Source organism: Streptomyces sp. NPDC021212, assembly GCF_044332925.1.
Lineage (GTDB): Bacteria > Actinomycetota > Actinomycetes > Streptomycetales > Streptomycetaceae > Streptomyces.
Genome location: NZ_JBIRPZ010000002.1, coordinates 857,137 through 875,933, shown reverse-complemented (window position 1 = coordinate 875,933; position 18,797 = coordinate 857,137). Strand labels below are relative to the sequence as shown.

Below are 18,797 nucleotides of genomic sequence, written 5' to 3'. Positions count from 1 at the left end.
TCTGGTTACTCTTCGTCGATCTCAGATGACTCAAAGTCGAAGGTCATCTGCCCTGTCGGTTCCTCTGGTGAAGAGACCGCGGTTTGTGAGGTCTCGGGGTCCACTGCCTCTTCGTCCTCGTGAGGAAGGGCGTATTGATCCGCCAGGCGTGCGAGATGCAGGACCAGTGGCAGCCCCAGGACATCGCGGTAGTCGTCACAGAACCGCTGCTGGTGGACGAAGGCAGCCCAGGCCTCCGCATTGTCGCCTGGCTGCAGACAAGCGACGGCCACTTCAAGAAGCTCTGGGTTCCAGGCGTTCGTCGTGGGACGGAAGGCGCTTTTGCCCTGAGCGTTGACATGACCGGTCAACTTGGCATCGTCGTTGGTAAGTTTCGTCTGGGTACTGGACTTGTCGGCCGTGCTGTAGAAGACACGGCCCGTCTCACCCGGCGCCCTGGGCACCCACAGCCCCTTCGCGATACCCGCACGCCGCTTGCCCATCTGTTCGGGGCGTAGCTCTTCCGCCTCGGCCCACCACTGAGAGGTCTCATCCCGGCTGCTGTCGGCGATTCGGATCACGCGTAGATGCCTGCCGTAGAGGCCGATTCGCTGAGCAGGGCCGCAGTCGAGTCCGAGTCGGTCCTGCTCCAGCCCATCGTTCCTCAGCCACGGCCACCGCTTACGGATGTCCTGGGCGTGGGACAGGACCAGGGTCGGGGCGCTGCGCAGCCCCGCCAGTGTCTTCTTGATGAAGGCTGCCATGAGCGCGGACTGCTGCGCAGAGGTCTTGAGTTCCGCCTCCCTCACCCGCCCCGTCAGCGACTTCAACAGCTCCGGGTATGGCACCCACTGGTGCATCTCTGCGGTCTTGCCCATGATGCACTTGGCGCCAGGCCGGATGAGCACGGCGATGGGCGTGAACTGTGCCTTCCCCGTGGGACCGTCGTGTCGGCGCTCGACCAGATGAAACGCGACCTGGTTGAGACCGGGTGGGATGAGCTCGCCCAACGTGTGCTGAGGAACGAACCGCATGCCCGTCTGACGGAGACCGTCAGACCATGCCGCGGCCGCCCGCAGGACGGCGTCCTCTTCAGCCTTCTCGGCCTCCATCTCGGTGTCCAAGGGGCGAATAAACTGGGTCACCAGTCCCGCGTCCGCGGAGCCGAGGCGGATCGCGTGCTTGGGGTCGGTGCGCCGCTTCTCCCGAAGGAAACTGCGATCGCCCTCAAGCTCCACGAACGCGACCTGCACGCCGGGCATGCTGTCGCGCAGCTCTTTCAACGTCTTCGCCACAGCCCGGCGGCGCTCCCCGATGGCTTCCTCGTGTTCCTTGCCCCGGCGCGGAATCCGGTCTCCTCCGAGAGGAGCGCCGAGCGTGCCGAGCGGCCGGGCATGCAGCCTGACCGTCAGCTCTTCCGATTCCCACACCCAACTGTCGGGCCTGTGCTCCTCGCGTTGTCCGGCAAGCCCGAGGTTCTCCTCTGCCGCGGCGACCAGCCGGTCACGCTGGTCGTCCGTCTGGTGCAGGATGAGTCCGACAAAGTCGGCACCTTCGAGGGCTTCGGCGAGGGCCTTGCGCCGCAGTGAGGCATTGTCCGAAGATGCGCGCTCGCGGTGATCGATGATGGCGGCCAGCTTTGCCTGAGGGATCTCCTTCTTCGGGATGGACGGCAGCTTCTTGAGCTGCTTCTTGGGCGGATGGGCGTAGCCGCTGCGCTCCAGTTGCGGCACTGGTACGAGCTCTGGGGCGAGTGCCTGCTCCGCCCACTCGATCAGCCGTCGCCGCTCACTCGGCATCAGCCCGGTTCCGATGGTGTGCGGGCCCATCGTGGTCTGATGACCGACTGCGAGCGCGATGCCGTCGCGTCCCCCGATCCAGTGGTCGGCCTCTTTGACGAGCCGGTCCACCGACGGCAACCCGTCGAGCGCGGTCACTCCTGCGAGCATCCCTTCCGCGCCGCCCTGGCGCCAGTCGGTCGTGCCGTGCTTCCACTGGATCATGGCGACGGAGAAGCGCTGCGGTTCCGGGCCGTCGGGCACGAGCGAGGCGTCCGGACGCAGATAGACCGACGCACCCTTCTGGTACGGCATCCACACCTTGCCCGTGACGAACCGGCGGATTCCTGCGCTCAGATGCACGCGTGGCATGGAGGAGAAGGGAACGGTGCGCACACTGATCCGGATGACCGCCGAGTAGTACGAACGCTTTCCGCTGCCGTCACTCTTGGCTTTCGGCGCGTGCTCCCTGGGCGGCCACGACATCAGTTCCGCACCGCCGCTGCCGGGTCCCCTGGTACCCCCGATGCCAGCGACCTGGTGGAACTCCAGGCGCTCGCCGTTGTGCTCGTACGGCTCCAGGTGAGTGATCCGGCCGGCCAGGACATCGGGGAGCAGTCGATACACATGCTGGGCCGGGGAGGCCGTTCCGCCAGGGGAGAGGCTCTGCTGGGCGAGGAGATCCACCATGCTCATCTGCCACTGCAGGGACGCCGTGTCCATACTCCGGAAGGTCTCCATCAGCAGGGCAGTTGACTCCGGATCGTCCGGCTTGCGCTGGAGGTGCCGGAGCCAGGTCGCGATGAAACTGTTCATGACGGACATCGGGTATTCGTTGGCACAGTACAGCCACGGCTGCTGAGCGCCGAAGGTGGCTGTGGAGTCGACGGTGACGACATCGGGCGCAGTGGCGCGCATCAGCTGGTTGATGTTCCTCGTGGGAACCCGCCGGCGCCAGGCAGCCTCACGTTCGCTCAGCCCGAAGTGGTGGAGTTTCAGGATCTGCTCCTCCCATTCGGTGGGAAGGGCGAGGGTGTACAGCGGATGCGCGAAGGAGCCCTGGGCTGGGTCGGGCATGTAGGCAGCGGTCCGGATGCGCTGGTATTCCACGGTGCTTGTTCTCCTTGAGTGTGAGATAAGGGTTTTAACGGTGACGGTGGACCGCGTGGATCAGCCCATGTCCGCAAGTGCGCGGTAGAGAGGCTCGTACAGTTCCTGGACGAGTGACTTGTCGACCGGCGTCAACTCGGAATCCGGATCGCTGTCGAAGTAGGGTGCGAGGACTTCACGAGCACTTGCCAGGAGGCTGGTCTCGGGGGTGTCGGTGGCGTGGAAGCCGGCCTCGCGGGGTGAGAAGGCGGCATCGACGAATACGACCCTGGCTGGTACACCGCCACGCACCAGCCGTCCGATGACCTGCCACATGACAACGAGCTGGTCCCACGTGAACGCGGTCTTCTCGTCTTCGCGCAGACTGGACCAGGCGAGGCGCCTGGTGAGGAAGCGATTCCACTGGTGGCGCGCACGGCTGCGGAAGGCGACGCCGGCCCGGTCGGGAGTCGCCGCGGCGAGCGCACCCTGCCTGAACGTCCCTTCCACGTCGCGGAGCTGTCGGACGGCCCAGTCATTGATCGCCTGGATAGCGAGGGAGATGTCGTCGGGCCTGGGATGCGGCCGGGCCAGGAAGTAGACACTGCCGATGGCTGCCTTGCCTCCGTTCAGCACGATGTTGTGGCCGCGCTCCACGGCAAGGAGTGGGGCGACGAGGATGTCTCCACCGACTGAAGGGAACGTCTTGACGTCCCCTCGGGGCAGGGTGCGCACGGCCGTGTCCTCAGGAATCCGGGTCCATGCGGTGTCCGAGTCGGCATCGTCGGACACCAACTGCGTGATGCGGCCGTTCCATTCGGGAATCTGGTTGAGGTACTCGGCGGCCCGGCGTGCTTCGTCATAGCTGCCGACGAGCAGCAGGATGCGGCGCCGGTCCGGGTCCTCTATCTCGTCCAGTTCGGCATCCAGCATGCTGACCGCGGCCGGCAGACTACGATCGGGCACGGCCAACTGGTGCAGCATCTGGAGCAGGGCCTGGGGGCGCTCCTCGGGGTCGCAGCCCGATAGACGCAACGGCTTGGGCTGGTCGCCGTCCGACCAGTACAGGAACTCCTTGCGGAACTCGGTACCCAGGACGGCCCGGACCTCCTCGTCCAAGGGCCTGAGAACCGCTCCGACCTCGGCGTGGAGGTGGTACCGGCTGGATGTGCCCGCCCAGCTCGTGGCAGACATCAGCAGGACATGGGGGCCGGGGCGCCCGTCGACGGCGCACAGGTCGCCGAGTCGCATGAGCAGTTCCCGGCCCACGCCGTTGCAGTGGAAGAAGCGCAGTTCACCGCTGCGGTCGCCGTCGCGCTCCCTGTCGTCGTGGCGGAACTGGAATCCGAGGACATTGCCCATGGGGGACTCCGGGATGACCGCCTCGTAGTCCTTCGGCGGCCTGCGCGACAGTACGTTGGAGGCGACCTCCAGATTGAGGGCGGCCTCGACGCGCGGCCACAGGGTGGTCATGAAGTCCAGCCGACTGTGGAGGGCGGCCAGGATCAGGGTGAACTCGAACCGCCGCGCTTGCATGTCGATCCGGTCCAGCACCTCGGAGTCCTGGCCGACGATGTCCATGAGGGTGTCCCGCAACCGCTCGCGTGTACGTGCCCCCTGCGGCGCGTGGAGAAGTTCGAGCGTCAGGTGGACGAAGGTGTTGACGAGCGGAGTCACGTCGTCCTCCGCCCCGCTCGATTGCTGCTCATGGAGTGGGTCGTCGCGGAATCGCAGAAGGGCACTGTCCAGCGCCCGGGCGGCCTCCGGCGGTTGTTCGCCCTTCTTCCGGTCGGAAAACCAGCTGTCGAGCAGGAGGTTGTGCAGCGTGAAGGCGCTGAAGTAATCGATGCTGATCCACCTCCTGAGTTCGCCGTGCTGCACCAGCAGCGCGTAGAGACGGTCGGTCGCGGCGCTCACGGTATTGACGGCATTGGTCCAGTCGTCCACGTCACGGGCGGACAACTGGAGCCGACCGTCCCGGGCCATCTGCTGGAACTTGTGAACGGCGACCTCGTCGAACCAGGAATTCGGCGACCGTCCGACCAGAGTGCTGGCCGGTGCGAAGGCTGTATCGAGCTGCATCTGGACGCGGTCCGCCTCATCCACGATGATCAAGTCACTCAGTCGGCAGGCGAGTTCCAGATAGCGGAGCTGTTCGTCGTGCTGGTGCCGGGGTACAGAGCTGTGCACGAGGCCGGCCGGGGTGGCCACCCACACCTGGGCATCGACCAGGTCGCGAGCGCCGCGGTGACGGGGGCAGCGATTCCACAAGGGGCAGAGCCGCCGCTGCGGCTTCGGCCGCTCACCGTTGTGGGCGGCCGGGGTCTCCTCGTCGAGGAACGGATCACCTTCGCCAGTGTCGCGATCCGGAACTGTGTGGAGACTCAGGCACGGTGCCTCCCGGATGCCGAGGGGGCGTCGCGCCTCCATCCCGCGCAGGACATCCACAGGGCAGGCGCTGCTGAGGTACGCGAACCCGGCGTGATCGTGTTCGAGCATGGTGGACGCGCCCGCCGTTGCCGTGCGGCGGTGCAGGCGGCTGATGTTGCGCTCTCGAGTGGAGTGTCCCAGCACGGGGGCTGCGCGTACGCCGAGTCGGGTGAACTGCTCCACCACGGCGAGCGTTTCCGCGACATCGCCCACCACGATCGTGACCCGGCGAGGGGTCTGGGTCACCACATGGAAGGTGAGGATGTCGCGGATCGTGGACTTGCCCGCGCCGACCATGCCCACCATGTGGAGCAGCCGGTCGATCCTGATCCGGCCCTGTTCGGTGAACCTGCCCAGCTCATCATCGCGTACGAGCAGCTTTACGCGCCGCAACCGCCGTGCCCAGTCGCCGTTGGGCCCTTCTGCCGAGGCGGCTTCGAGGGTGTCCATTCCTTCGGCGGACTTCTCCAGTTCCTCCCAGGTGACTTCGACCGGCTCACCCAGCCCGGCGGGCAGGGCCTCCAAAGCGTGGGAGCGCGGCAGAGTGTCCGTCAGTAGATGCTCGGTGAACTCCACCGAGTGGGTGCGGTCCTGGACCCGAAAGGTGTGCTCGCCTTCTTCGGCCAGCGGAATGGGCTGGGTGGCGAACGCGGGTGCGCTGGTGAGCAGTTCCTCGAAGACGCGGAAGCGCTTGGCTGCGCGCGCGGGTTCGCGGCGGCGCGGTTGGCTGTCCGGTCCGTCGAGGTCGTAGCCACGCAGTTGCTGCGGTACAGAAAGATAGTCGGTGAGCGACTCGATCCAGGCCCGGCGTCGCCTGAGGTCCCACAGGTGGTGACGCGCACGCAGAATACGCAGCCGCTGCTCATCGGTGTGGACGTCACCGAACGCCTCGCTGTAGGGGTAGCCGCCGAGCAGGGGCCAGACGTCGACCGCGGCCCGGGTCGGCATGGCACTCTCCAGGAGGTACAGTCCCAGCTCGACGTCCAGGAGATCACCGGGCCGGAAGCTCCCGAGGCTCGTCGGCCACACCTCGGCAAGCTGCCGCGGTGAGCAGCGCCGGTGCCAGCCACTTCGGTCACGCATGACGGCCTCCTTCGGCGTGAGTGTCGGCGTGGCTGGCCACTGCATCACCGACCAGCCGCAGGAAGGCGCGGTCGTCGAGCAGGGTGACGCGGTCGCTCATCTCGTCCGGCAGGTTGCGCCGGAACTGGCGTCCGTACGCCTCGTTCTCCCGGAAGCGGTAGCGGGGTACGACGAGGAAGGCACGGTCGTACGGCGGTTCGGTACGGAACGGTGTGAGGGTGCGCGCGAGAAGGACCGGGTTGACGCGGTCTTTGACGTCGACGGCCCAGTGCCTCCCACCGGGCAGAGGAACCCGCAGATCGTAGGCGTCGTATTGGGGCCACATCTCGGCCTGGATCCCGTACTTCTCCTTCAGCCCGGCTTCGAGATCGGTCTCGGCGAGCCCCGGGCTGGTGACGAACATGCGCAGGGGGCGACTGAGCTGGAACACGCCTCCCTTCTCCGGGGAAAGTTCCACCCCGGTACCGTCCGTCCCATCGCGTCGGCAGCGGTCGAGTTCACACAGATGCCCGCCCCGGTGCAGCGGCACCATCAGGCAGCGGCAGCGTTCACACTGCCGGTAGACACCACCGCGCAGATAGGACGCCGGAGCCGGTTCGTAGCAGCGCTTGATGACGCTGTGCAGCAGCATGCCGCACTCCGGGTCGCCGCCGAGCAGAGCCAGTTCGGCCCCGGTGAGGACCGGCCTGGAGGTGAGCAGTGCGCGGAACGCGGTGTACGCCCGAGGAGCCTTCGCAGCGCGGCACACGGCGAGCGCTTCCAGAATCCGGTCGTTCTCGAAGAGCTCGGCGGCAGGGTCGGCCGCGTTCACCTCCCACTCGAGGCATAGCTGATGAGGCAGACGTGTCTGCGGGTCGACGAGCACTGCTTCTCCGGCACGCAGCTCTTCGGGGAGATCCAACGGCCATGCTTCCAGTGGGCGTTCCGCCCCCCAGCGGACCATCTCGGGGACGCTGCCCGGTGGGTCGGTACCTCGGCGCAGGCAGTGCAGCACGAGGTGGTTGTATGCATTCTGCACCTTGGCGGGATAGACCGGATTGGGCACGGTGCGCAGCCGGGACAGTGTGGCCAGAGCGCTGGCGACCAGCCGCAGCAGCGTCTCATCAGGACCTGTCGGTGCGTCGCCGAGCATCGCACCCGTCTTCATCGAGGACATTACGCATCCCCCTCCGTCGCACCCTCGGCGGATGCGGCACTAGGACACCACCGGGATACCGGGCACCACCGACAGTGAGGTCCGGGCCGGGCCTCATGGACCTCGTCCTCGCGCCATGGCCCGGCGTACCGCCGCAGTACGGCGAAAGCCTTCGCCAGCCGTTCCGGATCCGCCGGATCGATGACGAACGGTTCCGAAGTCTCCGGTTTGAGCACTTCGACTTCGACACGCGATCCCGATGCATCACCGCCCAGTGCGCCCTGGGCCAGCAGCGTGACGGCGAGCGCGAGCTGAGGGAATTCCTCCAGCAGGTCGTCGTGGTGCCACCGGCGCTTTCGGGTGGTCTTGAGCTCCCGCCACACCCATGCACCGTCCTCGAGGTAGAGCAGGTCCGGCTTGGCGATGACGACCGCCTGCCCGGCGGTGTCGTGGACCACCCGCAGCGCCTCGGTCTCGACCCGCTCGATCAGCGCGGAGTCCTGGAAGGGACAGGCGTCCACATGGTGGAGGAGTATCGTCCGCCCGATCGCCGCCTCCTCGTCGGGTACCCGCCACCGCCCGCTGGTCCAGTTCTCGCCCTCCTTCGGCATGTCGGCAACCGTGCAGGCCGGCCAGCCCGCCCGCCGGTGCAGGCCCTCGATCCATCCGTGCACCGCCTGACCGAGCTTGGCCGAACTGCTGTACTCATCGGAGGTGGGCAGATGCAGGGTGCGCAGGAACGCCTGTGCGGGGCAGGTCCGGTGATAGCGCAGGTCGCTTACCGACACCTTCCGGAGCGGAGCTATTCGCGAGGGCAGCCCGAGGACACCAGGCGTGCGCTGGAGGGCGCCGCATCCGGTGAACTGCTTGCAGTCGACGCACGAGGAACCGGGGGTCGGCTCTCCGCCTGCCACCACACGCGTCACATGGCTGTGGCCGTGCTCGGCGTAGTAGGTCTCAGCCTCTTCGGCCGTGCCGTCGAACTGGACATCGGGCTTCCCGTCGGCGAGTCCCACTTCGACGACGCGCACCCGTTCGGGCCTGGCGGCGGGGCCGTACGGCTGGAACCTCCTGCTCCACTTGTGAGGCCAGGCCGACATGCGGCCGTGGAGCGCCACGTACGCCGCGATCGCGATCTCCCCGGGAGTGGATCCCTTCGCCATGCCGTGCCGCAGGCGACGGTATTCCCGCACGCGTCCATCAGGGGACTCGTACCGCCGCCACCAGGCGTACATCTCCCAGAACTTGCCGTTTTCGCGCTGCACGACCCAGTAGGGCTTCACCGGCCGCAGCGTGTCCACGCCGTTCTCCGGGCCTTTGCCGCCGCCGAAGTACGAGCGCACGGCGTGCTCCGCGTAGCTCAGATGTCCGGGGTGGAGGGCGGGAACCCGCGAGCTCAGCTGGGCCAGCGCGTGCTCGAGCGTCTCTCCGTGGAACTCGATCCGGTCGAGGGTGTCCATGACCGGGCCGAGGGTGAACGTCTCAGTCTCCGGCTTGGGCAGCCGCAGGCGCTGAGCCGGCCACAGTGCCGGGCGGGCCTTGGCCGCCGTGTGAGAAGGGCACGTGTGCTCCTCGTCCCCACCCGTGCCCGGTCCGATCCGAAGAAGTCCCTCATCCCCTGTCAGCCACGCGGGTTTGCGCCACCGACCACCCATTCGCCCTCCCCGTGCGCGTCGGATCGCCGCGTGGACACGGCGATGTGTCGGTCGGCTCATGAAGGGCCGACCACTCCAGAGAACCATGTCGTGTGGATAAGGTCAACCAGAATGGTTGTTCACACTCACAGGTGGTGTGGACTTGGCCGCTTCCATACTCCCGAGTAGAGTCCGGTGCACAGGCAAGGGAGGCGTAGGGATGCCGACAGTGGACGCAGAAGGCGGGAAGTAGCCGTGTCCGGGAACCGGGTCGAGGTCACATCGGCGGACATCGCTCGCATCGCCGGCGTGCGCCCTACCGCTGTCAGTAATTGGCGCCGCCGCCACGAGGGCTTCCCGCAGCCGGTCGGCGGTACGGAGCGCAGCCCCCGGTTCGACCTCGCGGAGGTGGAGGCCTGGCTACGGCAGGAACGCAAGGCCCCCGAGATCCCAGCGGGGCAACGGCTGTGGCAGGCCCTCGACTCGGTACGGGGGGTCATGCCGATGGACGACGCCCTCGGTATGACTGGAACACTGCTGCTGCACCTTCTTGCACACCCGGGCACCACCGTGCCCACCACCGCGTCCGGCTGTGAAGGTCTGATGCGCACCGCTGAGCGGTCGCTGGCGGAGTCTCCCGGTGCCCGCGCGGGTGTCACCGCCCTGTTGGCCCACTGCCCGCGGTACGAGTTCGGCCCCCGGCAGATCCAACTGCTGACCGCGGCCGCCGCCGCGGCTGCCACCGATGGTCCGGTGGCGACCTTCGAGGAGTTGTGCTCCCGCCACTTCGGAAGCGGTCCGCGCGCCGGGTTCGCCGCGACCCCGCCCTCCCTCGCGGACCTCATGGTCACCCTCGCCGGTCCCGGAAACGGCACTTTGATCGATCCGGCGTGCGGCAGCGGCACCCTTCTGCTCGCCGCCGCCGACCACGGATACCAGCGCGTCCATGGCCAGGAGCTGAACGCCTCGCTTGCCCGTATCGCGGCTCTACGTCTGGCTTTCCGCGCCGCCGTCTCGGGCGGACCTACGGTCGTATATGATGTGCACGCCGCGGATTTCCTGCGGACGCCGGTATACCCGCGCAAGGCGGCCGCCGTCATCGGCCATCCCCCTTTCGCCGACCGCACCTGGGGTTACGACGAACTCGCCCACTCTCCCGTATGGGAGTACGGCGTGCCTCCACGTGCCGAATCGGAACTGGCGTGGGTACAACAGGCGCTGGCGCATGCCGCGCCCGGCGCTCCCGTCATACTGTTGATGCCTCCTGCCGCCGCCACACGGCCCTCCGGCCGTCGCATCCGTGCCGCATTGCTCCAGCGTGGGGCGCTGCGAGCGGTGATCTCCCTTCCACCGGGCTACGCCGCGCACTACGCCTTGCCCCTGCAGATCTGGGTGATGCGTCGGCCGGACGCCGCAGACGCCCCGTCGCCCGATCACCTTCTGGTTGTGGATGCCAGCGAGGCACAGGACCCCGCTCCGCTGATCGAGGAGATCTGGTCCGCCTACGTCACGGCACCGGAGACCTTCGCCGCCTGGCCAGGGGTGGCCCGTACAGTCCCACTGGTCGATTTGCTCGGCGAGACGGATGTCACCCCGCACCGCCATCTGCCGAAGCCGACGCAACCAGGCGTCTCCCGGGATGCCCTCGCCGCGGCCCGGACCGCGTTCGAAAACGCTGCCAGGGCATTGCGCTCGCATCTGCCCTCCGACCTTCCGCTCGCCGGACAGGACGAGAGCGAACCTGGCGCAACCCGCATCGTCTCCCTGGGTGACCTGGTCAAGAGCGGCGCGGTGGTTCTGCACCGTCAAACCACGGTGCACCGCATCACCAGCACTGAAGAGCCGTCAGGGCCGGGGGAGGCGCGGTTCCTCACGGTGGGGGACATCACCTCCGGCCGCCCGCCGTCCGCCTCTGGGCCGGTCCCCGAGGACCCCTTGCGGCACCCGCGAGTCAGGGAGGGCGACATCCTGGTACCCGTGATGGCGGACACGGTCGTCGCGCGGGTGGCCACCGCCGAGGACGCGGGCGCCTACCCCGATTCCGGTGTGCACCATCTGCGGGTCACGGATCCGGAGCTTGTCGACCCGTGGTATCTCGCCGGTTATCTGTCCAGTGCCGAGGGCAGCCGTCAGGCGGCTTCGGCTACCAGCGCGCTCGGCCTCCACGCCCGCATTGACCCGCGTCGAGTGCGTATTCCCCTCGTGCCGCTCGAGCGGCAGCGCTTGTACGGTGAAGCGTTCCGGTCGGTCGCTCGCTTCACCCGGGCGCTGCGCACGGTGCACGATCTGGGTGAGGAGCTGGCTCGCAATTCGATCGACGCCCTCGCGGCGCAGTTCCGTGCTGTGGACACAGATACGCGGGCAACTCTGTAAAACTTCTCCGTTTGCGAAGTAAACGCATTACCCTTGGTAATGTGATCACTCTGCGTGTACGGTGAGCCCCATGACGGACGACGCTCGCCCCGCTGCCGAAGCGTTGGTCACGGGCGCCGATATCGCACGGCTGGCTGGGGTCACCAGAGCCGCCGTCTCCAACTGGAGGCGGCGCTACGCCGACTTCCCGTCTCCGGCCGGTGGGGGAGCGAGCAGTCCTCTTTTCTCTCTTGCGGAGGTCCGTGCCTGGCTGTCCCGTCGGCAGAAGGGCCACGAGGAGACGGACGAGGTCCATCTTTGGCAGGCACTTCGCGGCGCTTACGGCGATGACACGATCGGCGGGCTCGCAGCCGTGGCTCGCTTCCTGGCGCGTGCGAACCCTGACGATGAGGACCCTGACCTCGACGCGAGCGTTGCCGAACCGGCCGAAAAGCTCGCTGCCTGTGCGTCCGCGGCCGAGGTTGTCCAGGGGCTGATCGAGCGTTTCCTGGACTTCCCCCGCCGCTCCGAGGCGGACCAGGTCACCCCCCAGAGGCTGATCAAGGCCATCCGCCACTTCGTGGACGAGGAACCCCTGCCGTCCACCGCTACCGTCTTCGATCCCGCATGCGGGATCGGTACGCTTCTCTGTGCAGTCGGCCCCACAGGGCCTGGATCTGGCCTCTCACGGCGAGGTCAGGAAGCCGACCCTGGCGCCGCGCGCTTCGCACAGCTCGTCGCGGACCTCTCCGCTCACGACGATACGGCCATCGAAACAGGGGACTCACTGCGTCACGATCGTTGGCCGGGACTCGGCGCGGATCTCGTTGTCTGCGACCCTCCGGCAGCCGTACCCGACTGGGGCCGTGAGGAACTCCTTCTCGACGCCCGGTGGGAACTTGGCACCCCCTCCCGCGCCGAGAACGAACTCGCCTGGCTCCAGCACTGCTATGCGCACACCGCCCCCGGCGGCCGCGTGATCATCGTCATGCCGACTTCCGTGGCCTATCGCAAGGCCGGCCGACGCATTCGCGCCGAACTGGTCCGCCGGGGAATTCTCACCCATGTGGTCGCGCTGCCCGCCGGTATGGCCGCCACGCATGCCCTACCCGTCCATCTGTGGCAGCTACGCCGCCCCGGGCCGCATGTCAAAGCTGCTGCCGCCGTGCGCATGATCGACCTGTCGGAGAACGATCCAAGCGGTCCGATGGAGCCTCGCCCCGAACAGATCGCCGAGGTCCCCCTCATCGACCTGCTGGATGACACGGTCGACCTGGCCCCCCGCAACCACGTGAGGCAGCTCCATCGTGACCACCCCGCCGAATACCTCGCCGCCCGGCAGGAGCTGGAGCGCCAGGCACGGGCGCTGCTCGACCAGATGCCGGCCCTGGATGCGGGAGCCGGCCTCGCACCGCTGGACAGTGCCGCCGTCAGCGTCGCTGAGCTCGTCCGCGCCGGGCTCGTCGAGCTCGGCGACGACCTGCCGTTCTCCACCAGCGACCAGCTCGACACCGACTACCTTCATGGCTTTCTGCGCAGCCCCGTAAACATCCGCCGCTCTACCAGCGCCAGCGGCAGCTACCGGCTCGACGTGCGCGGCTCGCGCATCCCGCAGATGTCTGTCGACGAACAGCGCCGTTACGGGGCCGCCTTCCGCTCGCTCCAGGAGTTCGAACAGCAAGCCCAGGCGGTCGCTGAACTCGCCGCACAGGCAGTGGCCCTCGCCCGCGAGGGACTCACCAACGGGACGCTCACACCTCCCGCTTCAGACGTGCCGACCAAGCCAGGCAACTGACCGGAACGGCCATCATCCATCTGTTTGAGTGAATGAATCACCTGGCACACCCGCACCGCCCTCCTCTAATCTCTGCCGCACACACGCGAGTGGGGGGTAGGCGTGGCGTTACTCATGGTGATCGCGACCGTCTACGGCGTGGTGCAGCTCCTGACGCTGGCATCGGTGACGCGATCGGTACGCGTCTCCACCGTGCTGTTGGCGATTCCGCTCGGCGTGTACGGGTGCGGCGTCGTGGCCGCGCTGCTGGAACTCGCGTACACGCGGATCGTGGCGGACATGACCGGCGAACCACTGGTGAAGGTCGTGGACGCTGCGAGCTACAGCATCGATCCGGTCATCGAGGAACTCATCAAGCTCACACCGCTGCTGCTCGCCGCATGCAACGTCAAGATCGCCCGGCAGTGGGGTCTCACCGATTACGTGGTTCTCGGGGCGGGGCTGGGGGCGGGCTTCGGATTACTGGAGGCGCTGGCTCGGTTCGGGCTGGACGCGGACCGAGCGATCTCGCATCCGGCCGGCGGCTGGGCCATCCCGGACAGCCTTCAAGCCCCCTACATACCCGGCCCGGAACAGGTCGTCTCGGCGTGGTTCCCCGCCCCGCAGGGCACTCTTGAGCTGGGTGATCTCACCCCGGAGGCAGGCGCCAGTCCGCATCTCGTCTACACCGCTCTGACTGCGCTCGGAATCGGTGTTCTCCTTCGCGGGCGCGGCTGGTTTCGTCTCCTCGGTCTACCCTTAGTGGCGGCCGCAACCGCTCACCACATGCTCAGCAACTATGTCGCTCAACACCCCACCGACCACGATGCGACGTCGCTCGTCGATACCTTCGACGGAACGCTGTGGACCGTACCGCTCTTGTCCTTGGTGGTCGCAGCGGCCATCGACCTACGACAGATACGTCAGAGCAAGCGGACGGTACCGGGCGTGCTGCTCTACGCCGAGCAGGCCGGGTATTCCGGCTTCGGAGCGCTGGCGGGGTACGCGGCGTGGCGGGTGCCGTGGACCGCGTCGATCGCCCTGCGCTTCGCCCGAATGCGCCGCGCTCTGCTCTACGCGGCAGCCCGTCCTCCGCACCCGGGAGCCGATTCCCTGCATCGTGCCGTCGTCTGGTCCGCCAGGCAGATCGATGCCTCCAACCACGAACACGCGTGGCGGTACATCAACTTTCGGACGTGGCGTCAAGCGGCCAGATCGGTACGGGACCGGCGCCGCCCGTGGTTCATCCTCATCTCTCTGGTGCTCGCCCTTCCCTCGCTTGTCCTCCTGGGGGTGGGTTCCTTCCCGGCCGCGGCGGACTTCCAGGAACACTTCACCTCGGGCAATGGCCCGAACATCTTGATGGCCTTCGGTGTCGCCGGACTGCTCTGGCTCGGCTTCCAGATGTTCACGCTGCTGCGCGCATGGCGGGCGACCAACGCGGTCGCCCTTGGGGAGACGCTGGCCGCTGTGCGGTTCCGGACCTGGACGGCGGCAGGCGGGCTGACCACGGGGGTGCTCCTGTTGCTGCGTCTTCAGGACGGCCTGGAAGCGGACGAACCCGTGATCCGTAACCTTCACCTCCTGGAAGCCCTCAACAACTTTCTGGCATATCTCGGCTTCGCCCTCATCCTGTTGTCCCTCCTCGCGCTCTTCCCACCCGGCGGAGGTCTCGTTCTTGTGGGAGTGGAGGCCGGTGAGGTGGCCGTCCATGCGGGAGCCTTCCGTATTCTCGGCATTCTCCTGATGGCAGCGGCGGCCGGTGCCGGACAGTCCGGAGAAGGGGCAAGCCGCGGCTCCGAGGAGCCGGAGCAGACGTCTGCGGGAGAGCAGAAGCCCGACTTCCGGGACGCGGCGTTCGACGATCGAAAATTGACCGAGTACGCGCTCAACCCGGAACATCCGGTCGGCAAGAACAAGGCACGCGTCATCAAGTCCAGAACCGGACTGGGCCAAGAAGACGCTGCCGAGGTCAAGCGCCAAATCATGGACCAAGTGCAGCGTGGTGGAGCCCAGCCTGGGAAGGGCGACCAATACGGCCAGCGGTGGATCCGGGACGTCGAGCTGTCCGGGTCCAATGGGAGCATGACGGTCCGGACCGCCTGGATCGTCGATGCCGAGACCGGCGCGACCCGGTTTGTCACACTGAGTTTCCCGTGATCAGAGGCAGCAGATGACGCAACTGTTCGACGTCGTTCAACTGGTGGTCGACATCCCCGAGGAGGGCTTGCGCTCAGGTATGACCGGCACCGTGGTCGACCTGTACGACAACCCTCCGGCCTATGAGGTCGAGTTCAGCGATGATGAGGGGCGCACGCTCGCTCTTCTCCCGCTACGTCCGGAGCAGATCCGGCCCGTCTCTCAGGAGTGACCGCTCACCTGCGCCGCGGCACCCTGAGCCATGCGCTCGGCCAGCTCTCCCACATCGGCCAGCAGCGCGCCCGGCTCCTGATTCAGGTCAAGGGCGTGTTGGTGCAGCACGGTCCCGGCCCGGCGCACTTGGTGACTGTTCAGAGCGGCGTTGCCCTTGGCATAGATCAGATGTCCTTCGGGAAGCCCGAGCGCGGTGCAGTACGCGAGCATCTGGTACAGATCGGCGTCGGGATAGCCGGACACCTTCTCCGCTTTGTACTTCGCGTCGGCGACCGCGATGGGACGACTCCGGTCTCCGTACCACACGAGGTCCGGACGCATTCGGACGCTGTCGTCCTCGTCCAAGTGCACGCCCGGAGCCTGGAGCCTGCTCCGGCCCCCGTGGGGGATCAGAGCCTCGCGCAGGGCGATGCACACGAAGTCCTCGAAGAGTTTGTTCATGTCGAACAGGAACCCGGCGATCCGCAGCGCTCCTGATCTGTGCTCCGCTGAGGCCCCGTCCACAATGGCGCGGGCCAGGTGGAGCGCGGGGTGGTAGCGGGCGTTGAGGCGGCTGGGATGCCACTTCGGCAGCGCCTGCCCGCGGACGAGCGGCGTGATATCCGCGAGCCGTGTCCGCTGGTGCAGCAGCCTTCGCCGGACATCACGCGGTACGCCCGGCAGGCGCAGTAGCCGGTCTACCCCCGCGCGCAGCAGCTGGTTCTCCGCGATGTCGGTGGTGAACTCGTCGTACGCGATCTCCACGGGCAGTGCGGCTCCGAATCGCCGCCGGATCTGCTCGGCCTCCCGGATGCGACCGCGTACGACGAGCGCCGTTTCCTCCGTGACCCGGTACCCCTGGAGCAGTCCGCGGCAGATGGCCCGGTCGACCTGGCGCTCATAGGCGTGGGCCAGGGCGGGCAGTACTTCACGGTGTTCGGCGACGTCCACCTCCCCGTCCCGCCAGCCGCGCGGGTCCAGGCTGTAGCCGAACAGGAAGAACAGCCGGGTGATGGGTACCTTCGGCATGATCCGCACCGTCACCGGCTCCCCGCCCGGCACCTCCACCCGCACCGCCCCGACCTTGCTGTTCGCCCGGAGCGTCCACATCCCGGCCGTGTACGGGTCCGGAGCGGCATCGATGATGCGCGATGCGGCGAGTGCCTGCCCGACCGCGTCGGGGAGCCGGTGCGGGACCGGGCCGGCATGCTCGATGAGCTCAATGGGATCGCTCACGAGGAGGGCTCGTCCACGTGGACCTTCACGGCGAGCGCGGCTCGTAGCGCTTCCAGCCCATACCGCTTCTCGATGTCCACGCCCTCCCCGTAATGCTGCTCCTCAAGCAGCGGCAGGATCTTGGTCCGCCAGGTGCGCTCCAGCCCGCCGGCCCGGTACACCCCTTCTTTCATCAGGTAGGACGGGCCGATCCGGAAGTCGGGGTCATCGATACGGGTATTCAGTTCGTCCAACAGATCGGCCGGCTCGCTGTCCTTGCCTTCCTCTTCGAGCCACCGTCTCAGCAGGCCGCTCGTCGGCTCCGTGCGCGGCGACAGTTCCACGAACGCGAACCGGCGGCGCATGGCCGCGTCCACGAGGGCGATCGACCGGTCGGCGGTGTTCATGGTGCCGATGACAAAGAGGTTGCGCGGGAGCCCGAAGTCCTCGCCGGAGTACGGCAGCCGTACCGACTTCTTCCGGTACTCCAGCAGGAAGTACAGCTCGCCGAACACCTTCGCCAGATTGGCCCGATTGATTTCGTCGATGATCAGGAAGTGGGGGATATGGCGGTTGCCCTCGCGGGAGGCGAGGTCGGCGAGTTCCCGCAGCGGCCCGGCGGTCAGCCTGAAGGCCACTTCACGAGTCTTCGGGTCCTCTTGCGGCCGGAACCCCTCGAAGAAGTCCTCGTACGCGTAGGAGGGGTGGAACTGCACTAGCTTCACCTGCTCGGGGCCGCCGCCCAGGAACTCCGCCAGATGCAAGGCGAGATACGTCTTGCCCGTCCCCGGAGGCCCGTAGAGGACAAGCTGCTTCTCGTCCCAGAGCAGATCGCGGATCTCCCGCAGCCAGTCCACCTTGTGCACGAGGAGCTTCCGCGCCAGCTCCTCATCGGGCTCAGGCAGCTCCAGCTTGCGCCGGGCGGTGATCGCCGGAATCTCGACGCTCGGGTCCCGGTCGGTCGCCTCGGCCTCTTCCTCCAGTTCTTGGTCGCTGCGCCCGAGTCCATCGATCAGGTCCTTGAGCACGCTGAGATCGACGACCTCGTGCTGCACGGACAACTTCTGCTGGATCTCCGTGGGCAGCCCGTCGTAGGCGTAGCTCGTGTCCTGCCACTCCACCGGTCGGCGCAGGTTCGACCGTCCGTCTTCGGAGGGGATTTGCTCGACGGCACCGTTGACGGTGCCGATGTGCAGTCGGCCTTCGGAGATCGTGCAGACGGTGTCACCCGGCTTCATCCGGCAGAGGAAGGTATACAGCTCCTCGACCAGCTCCAGCTTCTGGTGGTACGTCGCGGACGACTCGTAGTCCTCCTGGACGGCGGTGCGCAGGCGGTCTTTACTGATGCCTTGCGGAGTGCCTTGGCGTAGATGCCTGGCCGAGAGCGTCACCAGCCCCTGGGGGAGCCAGAGTCGCTGGACCAGGTCGAGGCCGGAGACGTTGGAGCCTCGGACGAGCCAGGCGCGGGTGGGGCCCCACCCTGCCCCTTCCACGTAATCGCCGAGTGGATGGCCCTCGGCGCTCTTCCACTCGAACCATCCGTTGGCGCTGCGTCCGACAAGAATTTCGGCGGCGGCCGAGGGCGAGTTGCATTCGATGTCCCGCACGGTCTCCAGCCACCCTGTCCAGGTGGTGGATTCCTTGATCGCGCCCTCGGCGATCAGCCGCTCGCGATACCGGTTCGAGGACGGTACACGCACCGGGAACGAGGCCACGACTTCGGGACGGACCGGCGACCCGGCTGAGACGACGAACTTCTGGCTTCCGTTCGTCCCCTTCTCCGTCAGCAGCCGTCCGGTGGCCTGTGGCCCGCCGTTCGGCAGCCGTAACTGGAACGCGGGGTGGTCGTCGGCCATGGCTCTCCTCACCTAGGGAAAGGGTGCTCTGGATCACGCTACGCGGGTACCCCCGGCTGGGGTGCCGGTAGGGCCCGTTTTGCCTTCTGTGGTGGCGAACCTGATGATCTGGGCGACGAG

Annotated in this window: 10 protein-coding genes; 4 read left to right on the top strand and 6 right to left on the bottom strand. The window is 67.3% G+C overall.

Going from position 1 to position 18,797, the window contains the following annotated elements; all coding sequences use genetic code 11:
• Positions 1 to 5: 5 nt before the first annotated feature.
• Genes ACH4SI_RS08080 through ACH4SI_RS08065 form a run of 4 tightly spaced genes read right to left on the bottom strand, consistent with a single transcriptional unit; the run spans position 6 to position 8,954 of the window.
• Positions 6 to 2,867, bottom strand: a complete 2,862-nt coding sequence (locus ACH4SI_RS08080) for a pPIWI_RE module domain-containing protein (protein WP_398293834.1) — start codon at positions 2,865 to 2,867, stop codon at positions 6 to 8.
• A 60-nt stretch (positions 2,868 to 2,927) separates the two neighbouring features.
• Positions 2,928 to 6,359: a signal recognition particle gene (locus ACH4SI_RS08075; RefSeq protein WP_398293832.1), complete on the bottom strand. Its 3,432-nt coding sequence runs from the start codon at positions 6,357 to 6,359 to the stop codon at positions 2,928 to 2,930.
• A complete protein-coding gene (locus ACH4SI_RS08070; protein WP_398293829.1) occupies positions 6,352 to 7,506 on the bottom strand; it encodes a hypothetical protein in 1,155 nt (384 codons plus the stop codon). Before ACH4SI_RS08070 ends, ACH4SI_RS08075 begins: the two co-directional genes overlap by 8 nt.
• A gap of 8 nt (positions 7,507 to 7,514) precedes the next feature.
• On the bottom strand, positions 7,515 to 8,954 hold the full coding sequence (locus ACH4SI_RS08065; protein WP_398293826.1) for a PD-(D/E)XK nuclease family protein: 1,440 nt from the start codon (positions 8,952 to 8,954) through the stop codon (positions 7,515 to 7,517).
• A gap of 429 nt (positions 8,955 to 9,383) precedes the next feature.
• On the opposite strand from ACH4SI_RS08065, the gene ACH4SI_RS08060 reads away from it, so the two are divergent.
• The 4 genes from ACH4SI_RS08060 to ACH4SI_RS08045 all read left to right on the top strand — a co-directional run bounded on the left by ACH4SI_RS08060 (position 9,384) and on the right by ACH4SI_RS08045 (position 15,625).
• Positions 9,384 to 11,501 carry an N-6 DNA methylase gene (locus tag ACH4SI_RS08060; RefSeq protein ID WP_398293824.1) on the top strand — a complete coding sequence of 706 codons (2,118 nt, stop codon included), beginning with the start codon at positions 9,384 to 9,386 and terminating at the stop codon, positions 11,499 to 11,501.
• 70 nt (positions 11,502 to 11,571) lie between these two features.
• Entirely contained in the window at positions 11,572 to 13,275 is a 1,704-nt protein-coding gene (locus ACH4SI_RS08055) for an N-6 DNA methylase (RefSeq protein ID WP_398293822.1), read from the top strand.
• 114 nt (positions 13,276 to 13,389) lie between these two features.
• Positions 13,390 to 15,414 carry a DUF6883 domain-containing protein gene (locus tag ACH4SI_RS08050; RefSeq protein ID WP_398293820.1) on the top strand — a complete coding sequence of 675 codons (2,025 nt, stop codon included), beginning with the start codon at positions 13,390 to 13,392 and terminating at the stop codon, positions 15,412 to 15,414.
• A gap of 13 nt (positions 15,415 to 15,427) precedes the next feature.
• The gene (locus tag ACH4SI_RS08045) at positions 15,428 to 15,625 is read left to right on the top strand and encodes a DUF4926 domain-containing protein (protein WP_398293818.1); all 198 of its coding nucleotides are present in this window, start codon (positions 15,428 to 15,430) and stop codon (positions 15,623 to 15,625) included.
• Here the strand turns inward: ACH4SI_RS08045 and ACH4SI_RS08040 are convergent.
• Together ACH4SI_RS08040 and ACH4SI_RS08035 are read right to left on the bottom strand one after the other, a co-directional pair.
• A complete protein-coding gene (locus ACH4SI_RS08040; RefSeq protein WP_398293816.1) occupies positions 15,616 to 16,842 on the bottom strand; it encodes an McrC family protein in 1,227 nt (408 codons plus the stop codon). The two genes, ACH4SI_RS08045 and ACH4SI_RS08040, sit on opposite strands and share 10 nt — an antisense overlap.
• The gene (locus ACH4SI_RS08035; protein ID WP_398293814.1) at positions 16,839 to 18,677 is read right to left on the bottom strand and encodes a DUF4357 domain-containing protein; all 1,839 of its coding nucleotides are present in this window, start codon (positions 18,675 to 18,677) and stop codon (positions 16,839 to 16,841) included. The genes ACH4SI_RS08040 and ACH4SI_RS08035 overlap by 4 nt, the downstream gene beginning before the upstream one ends.
• Positions 18,678 to 18,797 lie beyond the last annotated feature (120 nt).